Source organism: Pseudomonas sp. G11 (assembly GCF_029457515.1).
Lineage (GTDB): Bacteria > Pseudomonadota > Gammaproteobacteria > Pseudomonadales > Pseudomonadaceae > Aquipseudomonas > Aquipseudomonas gorinensis.
The window spans coordinates 4,517,370-4,535,869 of sequence record NZ_CP120377.1; the positions used below are offsets into that span (position 1 = coordinate 4,517,370).

Genomic DNA, 18,500 nt, shown 5'->3' on the forward strand with positions numbered 1-18,500 from the left:
CCGGTGCAGTCGCTCAAAGCTTGGCGATGGACACTTCGGTCGACTTCACAAACGCGATCACTTCACTGCCGACCTTCAATTCCAGGTCCCGCACCGAGCGAGTGGTGATGACTGAGGTGACAATCCCGGACGCGGTTTGCACGTCAATTTCAGAGACCACCTCCCCGAGCAGAATTTCCTTGATTACGCCCTTGAACTGGTTGCGCACGTTGATCGCTTTAATGGTCATGTCGGCTTTCCTTTTGGCTGTTGGGTCAATCCGCACGAATGCGCAGGCCCTCAAAATGCGCCAACCGCAAAGACATTAAAAGGAATATATAACTCTTTATTTATTCTATTTGGATATATACAAGCTGTTGCACCACCGACACTTGATCAACAGTTTGCCCCTCTCACAACAGCCTTGGCCCTTCGAAGCCCCGTAAATACGCGTGCAAACGAGATGGCACAGAGACTGCATATTCCTGAAAAGCATCATGGAACATGCCATTTCATTTTTATGAATATAAGAAAAGCCCTCTCTCAACGCCTTGCCGGAGCTGTTCCATGAAACCCTTCACTCAACGCTTACTCGGCGCCTGCGCGCTGGTCCTGTGCCTGCAACCCCTGGCCCAGGCCGCCGAAGCCGACCCTGTCGAAGTCAACCTGGACTATGCCTACTATTCGCCCGTCAGCCTGGTGCTCAAGCATTTCGGCTGGCTGGAACAAGCCTTGCCGCACTCCAAGGTGGGCTGGGTATTGAGCCAGGGCAGCAACCGGTCCCTGGAATACCTCAACAGCGGCGGCGTGGACTTTGCCTCCTCCGCCAGCCTGTCAGCGGTATTGAGCCGGGCCAACGGCAGCCCGATCAAATCGGTGTACGTCTACAGTCGCGCCGAATGGACCGCCCTGGTGGTGCGTAAGGACTCGCCATTCAAGAGCGTCACCGACCTCAAGGGCAAGAAAATCGCCGCCACCAAAGGCACCGACCCTTACCTGTTCACGCTGCGCAGCCTGCAACAAGCCGGGTTGAAGAAGGACGATGTGGAGCTGGTGCACCTGCAGCACCCCGACGGCCGCACGGCCCTGGAGAAAGGTGACGTGGACGCCTGGGCCGGTCTCGACCCGCACATGGCCGCCAGCGAAATCCAGGCCGGTTCGCGCCTGCTGTACCGCAACAAGGCGTTCAACAGTTACGGCGTCGTCAGCGTGACCGAGAAGTTCGCCAAGGAGCATCCACAGACCATCACCAAAGTGCTCGGCGCTTATGAAAAGGCCCGGGATTGGGCGGTGAAGCACCCGGATGAGTTCGCCAAGCTGCTCGCCGACGAGTCCGGCCTGCCGTTGGAAGTGGCCAAGCTGCAACTGTCGCGTACGGATCTGAGCACGCCGTTCTTGAGCAGCAAGGATGTGCTGTCGTCCAAGGCTGCCGCACCGATCCTGGTGTCCGAAGCGTTGGTGCGCAAAGGCGTGAATGTGGACGAGGTGATCGACCAGTTGATCGACACCTCGTTCGGCCACTGAGGAACCCGTGATGACCAGCAAAACCCAAGCACTCCCCCTGGCCACGCCCGTGGCGATCAACCGCAGTGCCTGGCCAAGGCGGCTCAAGGGCCTGGTGTTGCCGGTGCTGATCCTACTGGTGCTGGAGGCGGTGGTACGCGTGGGTTGGCTGCCGTCCTACCAGATGCCGGCGCCCAGCGAGATTGCCGTGACCCTGACGGACCTGGCCGAAGGCGCACTGTGGAAACACATCAGCGCCAGCCTCGGCCGGGTGTTGCTCGGGTTTGCCATCGGCGCCAGCCTGGCCCTGGGATTCGCCGCCTGGGTCGGGTTGAGCCGTGAGGCCGAAGCCTATCTGGAACCGACCTTTGCCGGCTTGCGCTCGATCCCCAGCCTGGCCTGGGTGCCGCTGTTGTTGCTGTGGCTGGGCATCGATGAAACCTCGAAAATCGTACTGATCGCGATCGGCGCGTTTTTCCCGGTGTACCTCAATGGCGTCGCAGCGATACGCGATATCGACCGCAAGCTGGTGGAGGTCGGGCAAATGTATGGGTTCAGCCGACGGCGCCTGGTACGCCGCATCCTGTTGCCTGCCGCCCTGCCCGGCCTGTTCACCGGGTTGCGCAGCGGCTTGAGCCTGGCGTGGATGTTCCTGGTGGCAGCCGAGTTGATCGCGGCCACCAAGGGCCTGGGTTACCTGCTCAGCGATGGGCGGGAAACCTCACGGCCAGACATCGTGCTCGCAGCGATCATCGTATTGGCGCTATTGGGCAAGGTCAGCGATGGCTTGCTCGCCACCCTGGAGAAACGCTGCCTGGCCTGGCGTGACACCTTCAACGGCCAAGGCACGGAGCGATAGGCATGCAACCTTTATTGGATATTCGCGTGGCGCGTAAAAACTTCGCCAGCACCACGGTCTTGAGAGATGTGCACCTGGCCCTGCAGCCGCGTGAAGCCGTGAGCCTGCTCGGCCCCAGCGGTTGCGGCAAAAGTACCTTGCTGCGCATCGTCGCCGGGCTGGAAACCGACTTCCAGGGCGAGTTGCGCAGCCCTGAAGGTGAAGTGGCGTTTGTGTTCCAGGAACCCCGGCTGATGCCCTGGCTCACGGTGGAACAGAACATCGGCTTGCGCGACGACCAGCACTACGACCGGGCCTGGGTGACGCAGTTGATCGAGGAAGTCGGCCTCACGGGCTTTGCCCAGGCGCTGCCCAAGGCACTGTCCGGGGGCATGGCGCAACGGGTGGCGATCGCACGCGGCTTGTATTCGCGACCGCAGGTGCTCTTGCTGGATGAGCCGTTCAGCGCGGTGGATGCGTTTACCCGCATGAAGCTGCAAGACCTGTTGCTGCAACTGGCTGCGCACCATGCCATTGCTTTGTTGCTGGTGACCCATGATGTGGATGAGGCGCTCTACCTGAGTGATCGGGTATTGGTGATGGACAACCGGCCGAGCAGCATTCGCCAGGAACTGGCGGTGGACTTGCCGCACCCAAGGGACCGGCGTGATCCGTTGTTGGCGCAGCTCAAGGCGTTGTCGCTGACGCACCTGCAGCGCGCTCATGTGATCTAGGCGTTCTTGCGCAACGTTACCCAATACCGTGTCCGCGCCTGCACCTCAAGCCCCAGGGTCGAGGCCAGCAGGTTGAGGACGCGGTCGGTGTCATCCAGGCGAAAACTCCCCGTGACCCGCAACGTCTCCAGGCTCGGATCCCAGCGCAACACACCTGGCCGATAACGTGCCAGTTCGCGCAAAAAGTCCCCCAGCGCCTGGTTCTGGGCGGTCAGTACACCGTCGCGCCATCCCAATTGCAGCACGTCAAACGGCGCCCATGCCCCCAGTCCGCCGGCGTTCAACGGCGCCTGCTGGCCACCCGGCAACGTCGCCAACCTGCCGCTCAAGTCGCGCACCTGCACCGCGCCCTTCAGGACCGACACCCGGCAGCCAGCGGCCAGTTGCCGCACACACACCTCGGCCTGGCTGACCCGCAGTTGCCCGTAGCCTGTATCCAGCGTGAGGGCGGCCGCGCCGGGCACGTTCAAGGCCAGTTCCCCTTCCACCAAGGTGATACGCCGTTGCGCCAGGTCCACGTCCACCGCGGTGGCGGTATTGAGCTGCAGGCTGGCGCCGTCGGCCAGGGACAGGCGCTTGCGCTCGCCGGTGGCGGTGTGCAGGTCGGCACGCCAGACCTCGATAGGCAACTGGCGGCTGATCAACCAGGCGGTCGGCAGCAGCGCCGCCACGCCCAACGCACGCTTGAGCAACGCGCGTCGCCCCGGTTGCGGGCGGTCGAGGCTGGCCATCGCCAATGCCTGGGGCAACTCACTGAAGCGCTGGCGCAGGGATTGGGCTTTTTGCCAGGTCTGTTCATGCTGGGGGTGGCTGTCACGCCAGTGCTGCAGCGCGGCGTGATCGCGCTCGGTGGCGGCGCCGGATTCCAGCAGCGCCAGCCACTGGGCAGCGGCGCGCGCAATCTCACGGTTCACAGGTCCACCAACAGGCAATGCTCATACGCCTGCGCCATGTAGCGTTTCACCGTGCGCTCCGACACCTCCAGCCGCTCGGCGATCTCGCGATAACCCAAACCTTCGAGCTGACTCCAGAGAAACGCGCGGCGCACCAGCACCGGCAAACCGTCGAGCAGTTCATCCAGGGCTTGCAAGGTTTCCAGCACCAGCCAGCGCTGCTCGGGCGACGGCACACAGGCTTCGGGCAGGTTCGCCAGGGCGTTCAGGTAAGCCTGTTCCAGGCTGCGCCGCTGATGAAAATTGACCAGCAGGCGCTTGCCCACCGTCACCAGATAAGCCCGTGGCTCCTGCATCTGCGCAATCGGCTGGGCACTGGCGAGCACCCGCAAAAAGGTGTCCTGACTCAGGTCCGCTGCATCCCAGGCATTGCCCAGGCGCCGCCGCAGCCAGCTTTCCAGCCAGCCGCGATGGTCACGGTACAGGCTCGACAGGGTCAGTTCGGGGGCGTGCGTCGGGACAACAGCATCATTCATGGCAACCACCTGCACGGCGCGATTGAGTCTCAAATGAGATTCATTCTATTTAATATCCTGCCGTGACACCATGATCTTTTCAACATTGGGTTTAGAGCGTTACAGCGTTCTGGCGCGGCAAGTCACGTTTTGGCGCCCTGTGCGCCATGCCGATCCTCCAAAGATCAGGGAAGCCCGAGCGCGAACACGCCGGTGCGCACAATCGAAACTTTACTCTTTGTCTTGTTATGGATATTTTATCCAGACACTCCAACAAGGCCCGTCTCATGCCCACGTCCACTTACCAAGACGTCATCGCCGCCGCTGAACGCCTGGAAGGCTTCGCCCATCGCACCCCGGTATTCACCTCACGCACCCTCGACGCCGAGACCGGCGCCCAGGTCTTCATCAAGTGCGAGAACCTGCAACGGGGTGGCTCGTTCAAGTTTCGCGGCGCGTTCAATGCCCTTTCGCAGTTTGACCCGCAGCAGCGCAAGGCCGGGGTGGTGGCGTTTTCTTCGGGTAACCATGCCCAGGGCATTGCCTTGGCGGCGAGCTTGCTCGGCATACCAGCGACCCTCGTGATGCCTACCGATGCGCCCGCCGCCAAGGTCGCGGCCACTCGGGGCTATGGCGCCAGCGTGGTGCTGTATGACCGTTTCAGCGAGGACCGCGAGCAGATCGGCCGTACCCTGGCCGCAGAGCACGGCCTGACCCTGATCCCACCCTATGACCATCCTGATGTACTCGCGGGGCAAGGCACCGCGGCCAAGGAGTTGCTGGAATTCACCGGCCCGCTGGATGCGTTGTTCGTGGGCCTGGGCGGTGGCGGCATGCTCTCGGGCACCGCCCTGAGTACCCGCGCCCTGGCACCCGATTGCCTGCTCTACGGTGTCGAGCCCGAGGCCGGGAATGACGGCCAACGCTCGTTTCGCAGCGGCAGCATCGTGCATATCGACACCCCCGCGACCATCGCCGACGGTGCCCAGACCCAGCACCTGGGCAACTGCACCTTCCCAATCATCCGCGACAAGGTGGACGACATTCTTACCGTCACCGACGCGCAACTGGTGGCAGAAATGAAGTTCTTCATGCAGCGCATGAAGATGGTGGTGGAGCCCACCGGCTGCCTGGGCCTGGCGGCGTTGCGCCAACTGGGCAAGCGGTTCAAGGGCCAGCGCGTGGGCATTATCGTCACCGGCGGCAACGTGGATATCGAGCGATACGCCGCCCTGCTCCGCGAGGCCCCATGAAGATCATCCAGACATCGAGTGCGGCCAAACCGGCCGGCCATTACGCCCAGGCGATCGGTCACGCCGGCACCCTGTATATCTCCGGGCAACTGCCGGTGAGCGCCGATGGGCGCCATCACCCCGAGGCGTCGTTCGCCGCACAGGCCCAGGTGGCGCTGGAGAACCTGTTGGCCATCTTGAAGGCAGCGGGCGGCTCGCCACAGGACCTGGTGAAAGTCACGGTGTATGTGGTCGGGGTCCAGCACTGGGCTGAATTCGACCAGCTCTACGCCGCCGCATTGGGCGAGCACCGCCCTGCCCGCGCCGTGGTGCCGGTACCTCAATTGCACCACGGTTATCAGGTCGAGATCGAAGCGCTGGCGCGCTACTTGGCGTAGGTATAGACCGCCGCGCGCGACACACCCAGGTGCGAGGCCACGGTCTCCATGGCCCGGCGAATGTCGAGGCAACCCGAGTCTTTCAACTCCTGCATCAACACGCGTCGATCTGCGGTCTTCAATGCGCGCGGCGTGGTTGCCAGGCGGGCGGCGAACTGGTCGATGCGTGCACGGATCGCATCGGCGCCGGAGGGATCGAGAGACTCGCCGAGCTTGTCGCCACTGACCGAACCGAACTGCTCCAGCAGGCCCTGCAAACCACGAAACAACGTGAGGTCGACATTCAGGCACAGGGCGGCGACGTACTGGCCGCGAGCGTCCTTGATGCCGATCGACGTGCTTTTGACCTGGCGCCCATCGGCGAACTGGTTCTGGTAATTGGCAATGACCTGCGGGTAGTCCGGGTCGGCGATACGTGCCAGACCCAACTCGGTGGCCGGGTCACCGGGGGCACGCCCGGAGAGGTTGTTATGGATGGCCAGGATCGCGTGCTGCGGGTCGCGCAAGTCGTGCAGCACCACTTCGCAGAACGGGCTGAAGGTTTTGCTCAAGCCTTCGGCAATCTGTTCGAGCTGGCTGATCAGGGTGGTGTCTTGGAGAGAGGTCTTTTTCATGCAAGACAACATATCCAGTCCTGGACAGGGCGTCAATTTGCACCCTGCCCTTCACTTCACAGCCCGCGACATCCAATGGGCACCGGGCAGCGACCGAAAACCGCGCATCTTGTCCGTTGACCACTGGGACCACACCCCATATAGTGTGCCCACAAACAAAACAGACCACTACATAGTGTGCAGCATCGGTATTTATCGACCACACTACGCGCAGTATTTCAATGCCTAGTAGCCTGCAAATCACCTATTTTTGGACGGGTTCACATGCCGTCAGAACAGACCAGGAAGGAGTATTTCGATGCTGAGTTGGGATGAAGTCGACAACGAGGACACCGGTGCAGCGGTGATCAAGGGCGCCAACGCCGGCCACGCCAGCGAAGCCAACATGGACCGCCTCGACGGTGCCGGCGCCGCTGCCGCCATCGAAGCCCGCGCCGTCACCGCCAGTGACTCCGCCGCCATCGTGCGCGCCAAGGCGGCCCTGGACAAACTCGACATCGCCGAAGGCCTCGCCGAACTCGAAGGCGCCTCCGCCCGCGTCGCCGTTGACGAAAAACGCATGATCAACTGCCGCGCAGACCTCAACCAACTCGTGCCCTTCAAGTACGACTGGGCCTGGCAGAAGTACCTCGACGGCTGCGCCAACCACTGGATGCCGCAAGAGGTCAACATGACCGCCGACATCGCCCTGTGGAAAAACCCCGAAGGCCTGACCGACGACGAGCGCCGTATCGTCATGCGCAACCTCGGCTTCTTCTCCACTGCCGACTCCCTGGTTGCGAACAACCTGGTCCTGGCCGTGTACCGCCTGATCACCAACCCGGAGTGCCGCCAGTACATCCTGCGCCAGGCCTTCGAAGAAGCGATCCACACCCACGCTTACCAGTACTGCATCGAATCGTTGGCCATGGATGAAGGCGAGATCTTCAACATGTACCACGAGATCCCATCGGTGGCGAAAAAAGCCGCCTGGGGCCTGAAGTACACCCGTTCGATCTCCGATCCGAAGTTCGAAACCGGCACCGTCGACACCGACAAGGAACTGCTGCGCAACCTGGTCGCCTACTACTGCGTGCTGGAAGGCATCTTCTTCTACTGCGGCTTCACCCAGATCCTGTCCATGGGCCGCCGCAACAAAATGACCGGCGTCGCCGAACAGTTCCAATACATCCTGCGCGACGAGTCGATGCACCTGAACTTCGGTATCGATGTGATCAACCAGATCAAAATCGAAAACCCACATTTGTGGGATGCCGAGATGAAGGAAGAAGCGACCCAGATGATCCTGCAAGGGACGCAGCTGGAGATCGAATATGCGCGCGATACCATGCCGCGCGGCGTGCTGGGTATGAACGCGGCGATGATGGAGGATTACCTCAAGTTCATCGCTAACCGTCGCCTGTCGCAGATTGGTTTGAAGGAAGAGTATCCAGGGACCACTAACCCGTTCCCGTGGATGAGCGAGATCATGGACTTGAAGAAAGAGAAGAATTTCTTTGAGACCCGGGTAATCGAGTACCAGACCGGCGGCGCGCTGAGCTGGGACTAAGCCCTACCCTGGGCCATGTTCAACTTGACGGAAACGCTGTCAAGAACCGTGAAATGTCGCACTCCAGTGGTGCGACATTTCACGCCAGGCTGTCGCGGTTACGAAGCGCATTCTGCATCTCGAGAGCCTGGTCGAGCGTGCGCTGCAGCTCGTCATCATTCCAGGGTTTGCTGATATAGCGGTAAACGTACCCATCGCTGATTGCCTGAGTAATCATGCTCATGTCGGCATAGCCGGTGAGCAGGATATTCACGCATTCTGGATTGCGCCTATACACCTCGCGGAGCAGCGTCGGACCGTCCATCAACGGCATGCGCGCATCGCAAACGATCAAGTCGATAGAGTGCTGTTCGAAAAGACTCAGTGCCTGCGCGCCATTAGTCGCCAACAGCAAGTCATAAGGTTTGCCACGCAACAGGCGCCGGAGGCTGTTGAGGATACTTTCTTCATCATCCACCAGCATGACGGTGTAGCGTTTTACGCAGGAAGTGGGGGCGTTCATGATCAGCGTCCTTCGGCGGCAGAAGTAGCGAGGGCCTGCACCTGGGGCTGGCGTAATGGTAACCACGCCCGGAAGCAACTTCCCCTACCCGGCTCACTCTCGACGGTGAGCCGTCCATGGTGCTTGACGATGATGCTATACGACAACGACAGGCCCAGGCCCGAGCCCATGCCCACCGGCTTGGTGGTGAAGAACGGTTCGAATATCCGGTTCTGGATCTCAAGGGGGATACCATGGCCATTGTCGGCGATCTCAACGAACACACCGCCGTCCTCCCTGCCACTCCTGATGGTGATTTGGCCGTCGGCACCCACAGCATGGCTTGCGTTGATGAGCAAGTTCAGAAAGACCTGATTGATCTGTGAGCCCATGCATTCAATAGGCTCGATATCGCCGTAGCACTTGATCACCTGGGCCTTGAACTTGATCTCGTTCCAGATAACGTTAAGGGTGCTATCGAGCCCTTTGTGCAGATCGGCCAACTGCCATTCATAACTGTCGACATGGGAGAACTCGCGCAGGTCCTTGACGATGCGAGTGACCCGGTCGAGACCGTCGACCGATTCCACAAGCAGTTCGTCGATGTCCTGACGCATGAAGTCGTAATCCACCTTGTCACGCATCGCCGCCAGCTCGGGATGAGCATCGGCATGGCTTTCGTCACTCGCCTGCTCATAAGCCTCGAGCAGCGCGAAAATGTCCACGAGGTAACGACGCAGGCTGTTGACGTTGGAGCAGACAAAGCCGATCGGGTTATTGATCTCGTGGGCCACCCCCGCAGCCAGTTGCCCTATCGCCGCCATCTTCTCGGACTGCAGCAACTGCGCCTGCGCATCTTCGAGCCGCGCGATCAGCAGCGCCTGGGCGCCCTTTTCCTCTTCCAGCAGCTTGTTCAGGTGCGTCAGCTCGAGTTGACGGGCAGCGGTGTCGGTCGTATCACTGATGGCTAAGCCCACGCCCAGGCTGCTGCCATCGGCGTCTTGCACCGGGAAGAAAGTGCAGTTCTGGTACATGTGCCGAACCAGTCCACTGATGGGCCGGGTGCTTTCGAAATTGAACAGGTGCGGCCGTTGCTGCCACGAAGTGAAAGCAAAGTTTTGCAGAGTGAGGACGCTGTTGATCTTCTGCCGGGTCCAGACCTCCGGTAGCTCAGGAAAGGCTTCGAACAGCGTACGGCCAACAAGTTCTTCGGCGCTGCGGCCGCTGTTGATGGACATGAAGTGGTTCGAGAACAGCACTTTGCAGTCCTTATCGACGAGCAGCACACCCATGTTGATGGCCGTGAGCATCGACTCAAGGGTTTCCCGGGAGATTGCCTTGCTGTCTGTCATGAGAGGTCCCTTCAAAGCTCGTCCAGCAAACGATCAATGGCCCGAACGACAACGCCTGCTGTACGTTCAGTGATGCAGATCAGCAAGTCGCAGGAGAATTGATGAGCCTCAACCTCGAAGCGGATTTCCAACACCATCGCAAGGTGTTCATTCAGGTTCAACTCATCCAGTGCGTTCGCTTCCTGATCCCTGTGGACGAGAATGGATGGCGCGTCATAGCTCACTTGAGTCGCCACCTGTTTTGCCAGGCCACTGATGCAGGCGCCGGTCAGAATGTTGGTGACATCGAGCATCAGCTCGTCCTGCTGGTCCAGACCGCCGCCCTTGTAGCCCAGCAGTTCGGCCAGTTCATCTGCCCCCATGCAGCCAAAGCACACGAACACTTCTCCGCGTAACTCCCCGAGGAAAGACTGGCGGGTGACGATCATGAAGCTTCGGCGCAGATGCTCCGGAATCGCCAGGTTATTCTGTTCCCGGATCAGCGGGTGAATAAAAGGAACCGAAAGCGTGACCATGGTATTGGTCAGCAGGGCCAGTCGCTCGGCCGCCTGCCCCATGGCGATATTCATCAGTTCCTGCAGGGCATCGCGTTGGTCTTCGGTGAGCTCGGCCAAGGTTTCCATCAAAGCACTCCTATGAGGTGTAAAGCTTCGAGTAGAGCTTCAGCCGTAACAGGCTTGGCCACGAAGGCAGCAGCGCCCAGGTTGAATACGAGTTGCCTGGCCCGGGGCTGGATGTCTGCGCTGATCACGACGACCACCACATTGGCGTCTTCGCGCTTGAGCGCCTCCAGGGTCTGGAAACCGTCCATGACGGGCATGGTGAGGTCGAGAAAAAGCAAATCGACCAAGCCCGCGTGATAGGCCTCCATCACCTCGGAGCCGTTACAGGCTTGGCGGACATCTTCGGTCAGTGATTCTGGCAGGGCACGCAAGACCAACTTGCGGGACATGGATGAGTCATCGGCGATTAGAACTTTCATGGTGCACTCCACATTTATGAAGTGTCCTACGGCTTCAGTCGCGGCCGAAGAAACTACAATTTCTTTTATTCTTTCAAACACTCTAGCGTGACAAATAGCAAAGAGCCATCAGGAAATCCTGATATTGCGTGAGTGTTTTGCGATATAGCGTCGGCGATCAGTGATCTGGGACGCCCACCTTATAGTGGCGAGCGGGCTTGCCCCGCGTTGGGCTGCGAAGCGGCCCCATTACAGGCGATGTGTTTTTAGCTGACACACCGCAGTGCCCTGGTTTTGGGGGCCGCTTCGCAGCCCAACGCGGGGCAAGCCCGCTCGCCACAACAAGCCCGCTCGCCACAGCAAGCCCGCTCGCCACAACAGCCCGCTCGCCACAGGTGACTGTTTGCTCAGCCTTCCCACTTGCTCTGCGTTGTTCAGGAGGCCCAGGAGGCGACGCGCTCCGGCAGCAGGCCATACTGCTCAATCGCCCGCTGGCACACCCGCGGCTCCAGACTGCCCTGCTCTACCAACGCAGTGAGTGCAGCCAGCACAATGTGATGACGATCCACCTCAAAGAAATCGCGCAACGCCGCCCGTGTATCACTGCGTCCGAAACCATCGGTGCCGAGCACGGTGTAGCTGGAGTCAAGGTACGAACCGATCATCTGCGGCACCGCCCGCACGTAGTCAGATACTGCCACCACCGGCGCGCCCGTGGGCAAGCAGTCTGCCAGGTGACTGGTGCGTGCGGCCTGCAGCGGATGCAGGCGATTCCAGCGTTCCACCTCGCGCGCCTCGCGGGCCAGTTCGCTGAAGCTGGTGACGCTGAACACCTCGCTCGCCACCTGCCAATCATCTGCCAGCAACTGCGCCGCCGCCTGGGCTTCGCGCAACAACGTGCCGGAGCCCAGCAGGCGTACTTGAGCGGCGCTGGCGCCTTCCAGGCGATACAAGCCCTTGATAATTGCGCCCTCCACGCCCTGGGGCAGAGTCGGTTGCGGGTAGTTTTCGTTCATCAGGGTCACGTAGTAGAACTCGTCTACGTCGTGTTCGAGCATCTGGCGCATGCCATGGTCGAGGATCACCGCAAACTCGCCGGCAAAGGCCGGATCGTAGGCGCGGCAATTGGGCACCGTGGCGGCGGTCAGGTGACTGCTGCCGTCCTGGTGCTGCAAGCCTTCACCGCCCAGGGTGGTACGCCCGGCGGTGGCGCCGAGCAGGAAGCCGCGGGCACGCTGGTCAGCGGCGGCCCAGATCAGGTCCCCCACACGCTGAAAGCCAAACATCGAGTAATAGATGTAGAAGGGCAACATGCGCAGGCCGTGAACAGAGTAGCTGGTGGCTGCCGCGACCCAGGAACTGATGGCACTGGCCTCGCTGATGCCCTCTTCGAGGATTTGCCCGTCGGTGGCTTCGCGGTAACTGAGGATCGAGCCAATGTCTTCCGGCTCGTAGCGCTGGCCGACGCTGGAATAGATACCAATCTGCTTGAACAGGTTGGCCATGCCGAACGTCCGCGCCTCATCGGCAACGATGGGCACGATGCGCGGGCCGAGGGCCTTGTCCTTGAGCAGGTTGGTCAGCATGCGCACGAAGGCCATGGTGGTGGACATTTCCTTGCCGTCGGCGGCCGTGGCAAAACCGGCGTACCCCGTCACGGGAGGCACGGTAACCGGCGCGGCAAGCTGGCGGCGGCTGGGCACATAACCGCCCAGGGCCTGGCGCCGCTGGTGCAGGTAGCGCAGTTCAAGGCTGTCATCCGCCGGCTTGAAGAAACTCAGGGATTCGGCCTGCGCATCCGACAGGGGCAGTTGGAAGCGATTGCGAAAGGCGATCAGTGCTTCGCGATCAAGCTTCTTCTGTTGGTGGGTGGTCATCTTGCCCTGCCCGGCCTCGCCCATGCCGAAGCCCTTTTTGGTCTGGGCCAGGATCACCGTGGGCTTGCCCTTGACCCGACGCGCGGCGTGGTAGGCGGCGTGGATCTTGACCATGTCATGGCCGCCACGCTTGAGCCGGTCGATCTGTTCATCACTCATGCCCTCGACCAGAGCGGCCAGGGATGGGCTTTGGCCAAAAAAATGTTCGCGATTATAGGCGCCGTCCTTGGCCGCGAAGGTCTGGAATTGCCCGTCCACGGTGTGCGACAGGGTATCGACCAGCGCACCGTCGGCGTCGTTGGCGAGCAAGGCATCCCAGTCCGAGCCCCACACCAGCTTGATCACGTTCCAGCCCGCGCCACCGAACAAGGCCTCCAGCTCATCGATGATCCGCCCATTGCCGCGCACCGGGCCGTCGAGACGTTGCAGGTTGCAATTGACCACCCAGGTCAGGTTGTCGAGGCCTTCGCGGGCGGCCAGGGTCAGGGCCGACATGCTTTCCGGTTCGTCCATCTCGCCGTCGCCGAACACGCCCCACACATGGCGGTCGGTGGTGTCCTGCAAGCCGCGATGCTGCAGGTAGCGCATAAAGCGCGCCTGGAAAATCGAGCTGATCGGGCCAATGCCCATGGAACCGGTGGGAAATTGCCAGAAGTCCGGCATCAACCACGGATGAGGGTAACTGGAGAGCCCCCGCGCACCGGCCTTGGCCCCGCCGATTTCCTGGCGATAGTGAGCCAGGTCCTGTTCGCTCAGGCGCCCTTCAAGGAAAGCGCGCGCATAGATACCGGGAGCGGAATGAGGTTGATAGAACACCAGGTCGCCGCCAAACCCGTCGTTGCGTGCGCGGAAAAAGTGGTTGAAGCCCACTTCGAACAAATCCGCCGCACTGGCGTAGCTGGCGATATGGCCGCCGAGCTCGCCATAGGCCTGGTTGGCGCGCACGACCATGGCCAAGGCATTCCAGCGCACCAACGAGGCCAGGCGCTCCTCGGTGGCCAGGTCACCGGGAAATGCCGGCTGCTGGTCGACGCTGATGCTGTTGACATAGGGCGTGCCGTGGCGCGGTTTCCAATCGATGTGGGGGGCACGGCCTTCGCGGGCCAGCAGGTCAAGGATCTGCCGTGCACGCGCGGGGCCGGCGTTGGCCACCAGTGAGGCCAGGGCATCGCGCCATTCGCTCAGTTCTTCGTCGTCCACTGCGGTGTGATTCACTGCACTCGCGAAACCATTCATGGGCACCTCCGGGCTTTTTTCCAGTTTATGTCGGTGACGGAGGATTTTTTGCCTATTTTCAGGCGCTGCAGAGCGCATTTTGAGCATGAATCACTTCCAATCAGATTTTTCCCAGCACGTTGTGCTCCAGCGCCGTGTCCATCCCTCACAAAAAAACCGCAACTGTGTTTAAAATGCCGCCCGCTCAATGAATGACGCACAACGATGAACCCAGACGCACTCGCCACGCTGCATGCCCACCTGCTCACGGCCCTGGCCGATGCGCCCACGGAAACCCGCCGCCTGTTCCACGGCCGTGGCCGCTGCTGGCCGGGCCTGGAGCAACTGACGGTCGATTGGTTGCAAGGGGTGGTGCTGGTCGCGCTGTTCAAGGAACCGGAAACGGCGCAGCTGGATGCCTTGAAGCAGTGGTTGAGCACTTTCGAATGGGCGCGGTACGGCGTGCGCAGCGTCGCCTTGCAACACCGTTACCTGCCGCAAAGCACCACCGAATGGTTGTTCGGCGAAGCCGTCGACGCGTTGACGATCACCGAAGGCGGCCTGCGCTATTTGATCGACCTGGGGAAAAAACAGAACAGCGGCCTGTTCCTCGATATGCGCTACGGTCGCAATTGGGTGCGTGAACAGGCCAAGGGCCAGCGGGTACTCAATCTGTTCGCCTACACCTGCGGTTTCTCCGTGGCCGCCATCGAAGGCGGTGCCGAGCATGTGGTGAACCTGGACATGGCCCGTGGCGCCCTCAGCCGTGGCCGCGACAACCATCGGCTGAACGGTCATGACCTGGGCAAAGTGACCTTCCTCGGCCACGACCTGTTCAAGTCCTGGGCCAAGGTGACGAATAGCGGCCCCTACGACCTGGTGATCATCGACCCGCCGTCCTTCCAGAAAGGCAGCTTCCTGTTGACCAAGGACTACCAGCGTGTGCTGCGCCGCCTGCCGGACTTGCTCACGGCACAGGGCACTGTGCTGGCATGCATGAACGATCCGGCGTTCGGCGAAGACTTCCTGATCGACAGCGTCACGCGCGAAGCACCGGGCCTGCGCTTTATCGAACGGCTGCAAAACCCGCCGGAATTTCCGGATATCGACGCGCAAAGTGGCCTGAAAGCGCTGGTGTTCCGCCAGGGCTGATGCTGAATCGTCCTACGCTTGCTACGCTAGGCAATACACCGGGGCGGTGAACCTTATCCCCCCCTTCCCGGTCGATACCTGCATTCCCTGGCCAGACTCGACGGTGTCACATCGTCGGCTGCCCCGTTTCACCTTTGGAGAACCGCCCGTGATATCGACCCTGCATGTAGCCAGACTGAAAGCCTGGGGCGCCCACGGCTTTACCGCCACCGGTGTGGTATTGGCCTTCCTGGCCACCCTGGCGCTGCTGGAAAACTCACCCAAGGCTTGCCTGCTATGGCTGGGCCTGGCGCTGGTGGTCGATGGCGTGGATGGCTCGCTGGCTCGCCGGGTGAATGTCAGCACGGTACTGCCCAGCTTTGACGGTTCGGTGTTGGACCTGGTGATCGACTACCTGACCTACGTATTTATCCCGGCACTGTTTATCTATCGCTATATCGACCTGCCGGACTTCACCCACTTGTTCACGGTGTCGGTGATCCTGGTGTCGTCGTTGTTCTGCTTCTGCAACGTGAACATGAAGAGCAAGGACAACTACTTCGTCGGCTTCCCGGCCGCGTGGAATGTGGTTGCCCTCTGCGTGTATATCATCCAGCCAGACGCCTGGGTGACCTTGTTGACCGTGATCGGCCTGGCGCTGCTGACCGTGACGCCGATGAAGTTTTTGCATCCGTTCCGGGTCAAGCGCTTCATGCCGATCAACATCGCGGTGACCACGATCTGGTTGCTGTGCAGCTTTTTGATGGTGGTGGATTACCCCAATACCAACCCGTGGACATTCGGCTTGTGGTCGCTGATGTCGGCGTATTTCCTCGGGATTTGCATCTGGCGCACGGCGCTGGAGTGGCTGGGCACGCACAAATAGCCAAGCGGGCACGGTAAAACATGTGGGAGGGGGCTTGCCCCGATGAGCATGGGTATCTACACAACCGTGTAGCAACCAACGCTAACCACGATGCGAAGCGAGCCGCTCTTGATCTTGCTTTAGATCTTGATCTTGATCTTGATCTCAGGCGCCCCGTTAAACCACGCTGGCCGCAATTCGACAGTGATTTGGGGGGTAAACCGGCAGGGATGCCGGTTTAGCCGCCCCGCGCCATGGATGGCGCGTGGCGGCGGCCCCCCAAATCAATGTCGGATTGCGGGCACACCGAGCCTGGGCGAGGTGCCGAGTGGTGGGGCAAGAGCCCTTTTGGTTACTTTTGGCTGGGCCGGCATCCCGGGCTCTTTTCCAAAAGTGACCCGCTGTAAGAGCGGAACCCGAAGTTGCCGTTACCGCAGCAATGGATATGTACCTGATCCAATCCAAAAAAATGGTCGGCCCAGAGCCCGCCATCGGGGGCAAGCCCCCTCCCACATTTAGGTCGCGGTGCATCCGTTAGATAGCCGTCGCCCCCCGAGCAGTCACGGGAGCAAGCTCCCTCGCCACAGGTTCAGGGCCATGCCAAAGTTGTGTAGATACCCATGCCCCGATGAGGGTGTGTCAGTCAGCTTATCTGTCACTGATACACCCTCATCGGGAAAGCCACCTCCCACATTTGGTTCTGCGTACCTCAGGCAGGTAAGATGGCGGCCCTTCGCACAGCGCTTTTGCTGCGCCCTGCCACCATTAAGCCCTGCCCAATGCCTTTCGAACTCAGCGTAGACCTCACCACCCTCGCCATTCTGGCCGTCGTGGCCTTTATCGCCGGCTTCATCGACGCCATCGCCGGCGGCGGTGGGTTGCTCACCACCCCGGCCCTGCTCACCGCGGGCATGCCGCCTCACCTGGTGTTGGGCACCAACAAGCTCAGTTCCACCTTCGGCTCGGCCACCGCCAGCTTCACCTTCTACCGACGCAAGCTGTTCCACCCGCGCCAATGGGTGCACGCCATCGTCGGCACCTTGGTCGGCGCACTGGCCGGGGCCGTGGTCGCCCACTACCTGCCCGCCGAAACCCTGAACAAGATGCTGCCGGTCATTGTCTTTGGCTGTGGCCTGTACCTGTTATTCGGTGGCACACCCAAGGCTGCGCTGGATGCCGATGCACCGATCAAGAAGAAATGGCAAAGCACCCAAGGCTTTGGCCTGGGTTTCTATGATGGCGTAGCCGGGCCAGGTACGGGCGCGTTCTGGACCGTGAGCACAATGCTGCTGCACCCCATCGACCTGGTGAAGGCCAGCGGCGTGGCGCGCAGCATGAACTTCGTCAGCAACGCGGCGGCGCTGTCGGTGTTTATCTTCAACGGCTCGGTGGATTGGATCGTCGGCCTGGCCATGGGCATCTCGGTGATGTGCGGCGCATTCTTTGGCGCACGCAGCGCAATCAGCGGCGGCGCCAAATTCATTCGCCCGGTGTTTATCACCGTGGTCCTTGGCCTGACTGTACGCCTAGCCTGGCAGCACTGGTTCAGCGTGGCCTAAGCGACGCGCGACGTACAGGTCGATCAGGTAGCGCGCAATCGAGCGTGACGCCGGCAACGGCGGCAGGTCGTGGATGTTGAACCACTGCGCGTCCTCGATTTCGTCAGCCTGGGGCACGATATCGCCGCCGGCGTACTCGGCATGGAAGCCCAGCATCATCGAGTGAGGGAACGGCCAGCACTGGCTGCCCATGTACTGGATGTTGCGCACCTCCACCTGCACTTCTTCGCGCACTTCACGGATCAAGCAGTCTTCGGCCGACTCACCCGGTTCGGCAAACCCCGCCAACGTGCTGTACACCCCAGGCACAAAGCGTGGCGAACGCGCCAGCAGGATCTCATCACCGCGGGTCACCAGCACGATCATGCTTGGCGAGATACGCGGGTAGCTGCGCAGGTCACAGGCCTCACAGAACATCGCTCGCTCACGGGGCACCTGGACCATGGCCTGCCCGCAACTCCCGCAGAACCGGTGTTCCCGGGCCCAGGTACCGATCTGCGCGGCATAGCCCAACACTTTGTAAAGCCGGTGATCACCTTGCAACATGAAGCCGCGCAGGCCCTGCCAACTGCAGCCGGGGACCTCGCTGGCGGCGTTGAGCTCCAGCAGGTACACCGGCTCGCCGTCGAGGTGGCCGATACCGTGTTCGGCGAACACCGAAAGGTCTTGGCGCTTGAGCCATTCCCGTGGGAACAGCGGGCCGTTGGTATCATGCAAAAAGCCGTCGCGGCTGCGGGCGACAGCCCAGCCGCCAGGGGTTTGGTTGTCCAGCAGCGTAGTGGTAATCCAGCCTGGGGTCATGTC

18 protein-coding genes and 1 pseudogene are annotated in these 18,500 nt (G+C 61.2%); 9 read left to right on the top strand and 10 right to left on the bottom strand.

Annotated features, from left to right (window positions below):
- Positions 1–13 precede the first annotated feature (13 nt).
- Complete coding sequence (locus tag P2T68_RS20825) at positions 14–229, bottom strand: TOBE domain-containing protein (RefSeq protein WP_003173733.1); 216 nt, start codon at positions 227–229, stop codon at positions 14–16.
- Positions 230–546: 317 nt separating this feature from the next.
- Here P2T68_RS20825 and P2T68_RS20830 point away from each other — a divergent pair, with 317 nt between their 5' ends.
- Genes P2T68_RS20830 through P2T68_RS20840 form a run of 3 tightly spaced genes read left to right on the top strand, consistent with a single transcriptional unit; the run spans position 547 to position 3,054 of the window.
- Complete coding sequence (locus tag P2T68_RS20830) at positions 547–1,503, top strand: aliphatic sulfonate ABC transporter substrate-binding protein (protein WP_069075930.1); 957 nt, start codon at positions 547–549, stop codon at positions 1,501–1,503.
- A 10-nt stretch (positions 1,504–1,513) separates the two neighbouring features.
- Entirely contained in the window at positions 1,514–2,341 is an 828-nt protein-coding gene (locus tag P2T68_RS20835) for an ABC transporter permease (protein WP_102623859.1), read from the top strand.
- A gap of 2 nt (positions 2,342–2,343) precedes the next feature.
- Positions 2,344–3,054 carry an ABC transporter ATP-binding protein gene (locus P2T68_RS20840; RefSeq protein WP_150055330.1) on the top strand — a complete coding sequence of 237 codons (711 nt, stop codon included), beginning with the start codon at positions 2,344–2,346 and terminating at the stop codon, positions 3,052–3,054.
- Here the strand turns inward: P2T68_RS20840 and P2T68_RS20845 are convergent.
- Together P2T68_RS20845 and P2T68_RS20850 are read right to left on the bottom strand one after the other, a co-directional pair.
- Positions 3,051–3,968 carry a FecR domain-containing protein gene (locus P2T68_RS20845; protein WP_277378233.1) on the bottom strand — a complete coding sequence of 306 codons (918 nt, stop codon included), beginning with the start codon at positions 3,966–3,968 and terminating at the stop codon, positions 3,051–3,053. The genes P2T68_RS20840 and P2T68_RS20845 overlap by 4 nt on opposite strands.
- Complete coding sequence (locus P2T68_RS20850) at positions 3,965–4,483, bottom strand: sigma-70 family RNA polymerase sigma factor (protein ID WP_102623861.1); 519 nt, start codon at positions 4,481–4,483, stop codon at positions 3,965–3,967. Before P2T68_RS20850 ends, P2T68_RS20845 begins: the two co-directional genes overlap by 4 nt.
- Before the next feature lie 266 nt (positions 4,484–4,749).
- Here P2T68_RS20850 and P2T68_RS20855 point away from each other — a divergent pair, with 266 nt between their 5' ends.
- Together P2T68_RS20855 and P2T68_RS20860 are read left to right on the top strand one after the other, a co-directional pair.
- Positions 4,750–5,715, top strand: coding sequence for a threo-3-hydroxy-L-aspartate ammonia-lyase (locus tag P2T68_RS20855; protein ID WP_277378234.1), 966 nt, complete (start codon positions 4,750–4,752; stop codon positions 5,713–5,715).
- Complete coding sequence (locus P2T68_RS20860; protein ID WP_024075195.1) at positions 5,712–6,092, top strand: Rid family hydrolase; 381 nt, start codon at positions 5,712–5,714, stop codon at positions 6,090–6,092. Before P2T68_RS20855 ends, P2T68_RS20860 begins: the two co-directional genes overlap by 4 nt.
- Here P2T68_RS20860 and P2T68_RS20865 read toward each other — a convergent pair.
- Positions 6,080–6,706, bottom strand: coding sequence for a PAS domain-containing protein (locus P2T68_RS20865; RefSeq protein ID WP_024075194.1), 627 nt, complete (start codon positions 6,704–6,706; stop codon positions 6,080–6,082). The two genes, P2T68_RS20860 and P2T68_RS20865, sit on opposite strands and share 13 nt — an antisense overlap.
- A 298-nt stretch (positions 6,707–7,004) precedes the next feature.
- On the opposite strand from P2T68_RS20865, the gene P2T68_RS20870 reads away from it, so the two are divergent.
- Positions 7,005–8,255, top strand: a complete 1,251-nt coding sequence (locus tag P2T68_RS20870) for a ribonucleotide-diphosphate reductase subunit beta (protein ID WP_024075193.1) — start codon at positions 7,005–7,007, stop codon at positions 8,253–8,255.
- A gap of 94 nt (positions 8,256–8,349) precedes the next feature.
- Here the strand turns inward: P2T68_RS20870 and P2T68_RS20875 are convergent.
- The 5 genes and pseudogenes from P2T68_RS20875 to mdeB form a co-directional block, all read right to left on the bottom strand.
- Positions 8,350–8,757 (bottom strand): annotated as a pseudogene (locus P2T68_RS20875) (response regulator); the annotation flags it as partial.
- Between the two features lie 2 nt (positions 8,758–8,759).
- Positions 8,760–10,088 (bottom strand): ATP-binding protein, encoded by a 1,329-nt coding sequence (locus P2T68_RS20880; protein WP_024075191.1) that lies wholly within the window; start codon positions 10,086–10,088, stop codon positions 8,760–8,762.
- An 11-nt stretch (positions 10,089–10,099) separates the two neighbouring features.
- Positions 10,100–10,711, bottom strand: a complete 612-nt coding sequence (locus tag P2T68_RS20885; RefSeq protein WP_024075190.1) for a chemotaxis protein CheC — start codon at positions 10,709–10,711, stop codon at positions 10,100–10,102.
- Positions 10,711–11,070: a response regulator gene (locus tag P2T68_RS20890; RefSeq protein WP_024075189.1), complete on the bottom strand. Its 360-nt coding sequence runs from the start codon at positions 11,068–11,070 to the stop codon at positions 10,711–10,713. Before P2T68_RS20890 ends, P2T68_RS20885 begins: the two co-directional genes overlap by 1 nt.
- Before the next feature lie 413 nt (positions 11,071–11,483).
- A complete protein-coding gene (gene mdeB / locus P2T68_RS20895) occupies positions 11,484–14,162 on the bottom strand; it encodes an alpha-ketoglutarate dehydrogenase (protein WP_024075188.1) in 2,679 nt (892 codons plus the stop codon).
- Between the two features lie 204 nt (positions 14,163–14,366).
- Between mdeB and P2T68_RS20900 the strand changes: the two genes are divergently transcribed.
- The 3 genes from P2T68_RS20900 to P2T68_RS20910 all read left to right on the top strand — a co-directional run bounded on the left by P2T68_RS20900 (position 14,367) and on the right by P2T68_RS20910 (position 17,696).
- Positions 14,367–15,293 (top strand): class I SAM-dependent methyltransferase, encoded by a 927-nt coding sequence (locus P2T68_RS20900; protein ID WP_069075890.1) that lies wholly within the window; start codon positions 14,367–14,369, stop codon positions 15,291–15,293.
- A 148-nt stretch (positions 15,294–15,441) separates the two neighbouring features.
- Positions 15,442–16,158: a phosphatidylcholine synthase gene (pcsA, locus tag P2T68_RS20905; protein ID WP_024075186.1), complete on the top strand. Its 717-nt coding sequence runs from the start codon at positions 15,442–15,444 to the stop codon at positions 16,156–16,158.
- A 758-nt stretch (positions 16,159–16,916) separates the two neighbouring features.
- Positions 16,917–17,696 (top strand): TSUP family transporter, encoded by a 780-nt coding sequence (locus tag P2T68_RS20910; protein WP_041161192.1) that lies wholly within the window; start codon positions 16,917–16,919, stop codon positions 17,694–17,696.
- Here the strand turns inward: P2T68_RS20910 and nudC are convergent.
- Positions 17,664–18,497, bottom strand: coding sequence for an NAD(+) diphosphatase (gene nudC, locus P2T68_RS20915; protein ID WP_069075891.1), 834 nt, complete (start codon positions 18,495–18,497; stop codon positions 17,664–17,666). The genes P2T68_RS20910 and nudC overlap by 33 nt on opposite strands.
- Positions 18,498–18,500: the final 3 nt, after the last annotated feature.

Coding starts and splice junctions, on each gene's coding strand:
- P2T68_RS20830 (WP_069075930.1), top strand. CDS start 547: ATGAAACCCTTCACTCAACGCTTACTCGGCGCCTGCGCGCTGGTCCTG.
- mdeB (WP_024075188.1), bottom strand. CDS start 14,162: ATGAATGGTTTCGCGAGTGCAGTGAATCACACCGCAGTGGACGACGAA.
- P2T68_RS20835 (WP_102623859.1), top strand. CDS start 1,514: ATGACCAGCAAAACCCAAGCACTCCCCCTGGCCACGCCCGTGGCGATC.
- P2T68_RS20910 (WP_041161192.1), top strand. CDS start 16,917: ATGCCTTTCGAACTCAGCGTAGACCTCACCACCCTCGCCATTCTGGCC.
- P2T68_RS20865 (WP_024075194.1), bottom strand. CDS start 6,706: ATGAAAAAGACCTCTCTCCAAGACACCACCCTGATCAGCCAGCTCGAA.
- P2T68_RS20890 (WP_024075189.1), bottom strand. CDS start 11,070: ATGAAAGTTCTAATCGCCGATGACTCATCCATGTCCCGCAAGTTGGTC.
- P2T68_RS20900 (WP_069075890.1), top strand. CDS start 14,367: ATGAACCCAGACGCACTCGCCACGCTGCATGCCCACCTGCTCACGGCC.
- P2T68_RS20825 (WP_003173733.1), bottom strand. CDS start 229: ATGACCATTAAAGCGATCAACGTGCGCAACCAGTTCAAGGGCGTAATC.
- nudC (WP_069075891.1), bottom strand. CDS start 18,497: ATGACCCCAGGCTGGATTACCACTACGCTGCTGGACAACCAAACCCCT.
- P2T68_RS20860 (WP_024075195.1), top strand. CDS start 5,712: ATGAAGATCATCCAGACATCGAGTGCGGCCAAACCGGCCGGCCATTAC.
- P2T68_RS20850 (WP_102623861.1), bottom strand. CDS start 4,483: ATGAATGATGCTGTTGTCCCGACGCACGCCCCCGAACTGACCCTGTCG.
- P2T68_RS20855 (WP_277378234.1), top strand. CDS start 4,750: ATGCCCACGTCCACTTACCAAGACGTCATCGCCGCCGCTGAACGCCTG.
- P2T68_RS20885 (WP_024075190.1), bottom strand. CDS start 10,711: ATGGAAACCTTGGCCGAGCTCACCGAAGACCAACGCGATGCCCTGCAG.
- P2T68_RS20880 (WP_024075191.1), bottom strand. CDS start 10,088: ATGACAGACAGCAAGGCAATCTCCCGGGAAACCCTTGAGTCGATGCTC.
- P2T68_RS20840 (WP_150055330.1), top strand. CDS start 2,344: ATGCAACCTTTATTGGATATTCGCGTGGCGCGTAAAAACTTCGCCAGC.
- P2T68_RS20870 (WP_024075193.1), top strand. CDS start 7,005: ATGCTGAGTTGGGATGAAGTCGACAACGAGGACACCGGTGCAGCGGTG.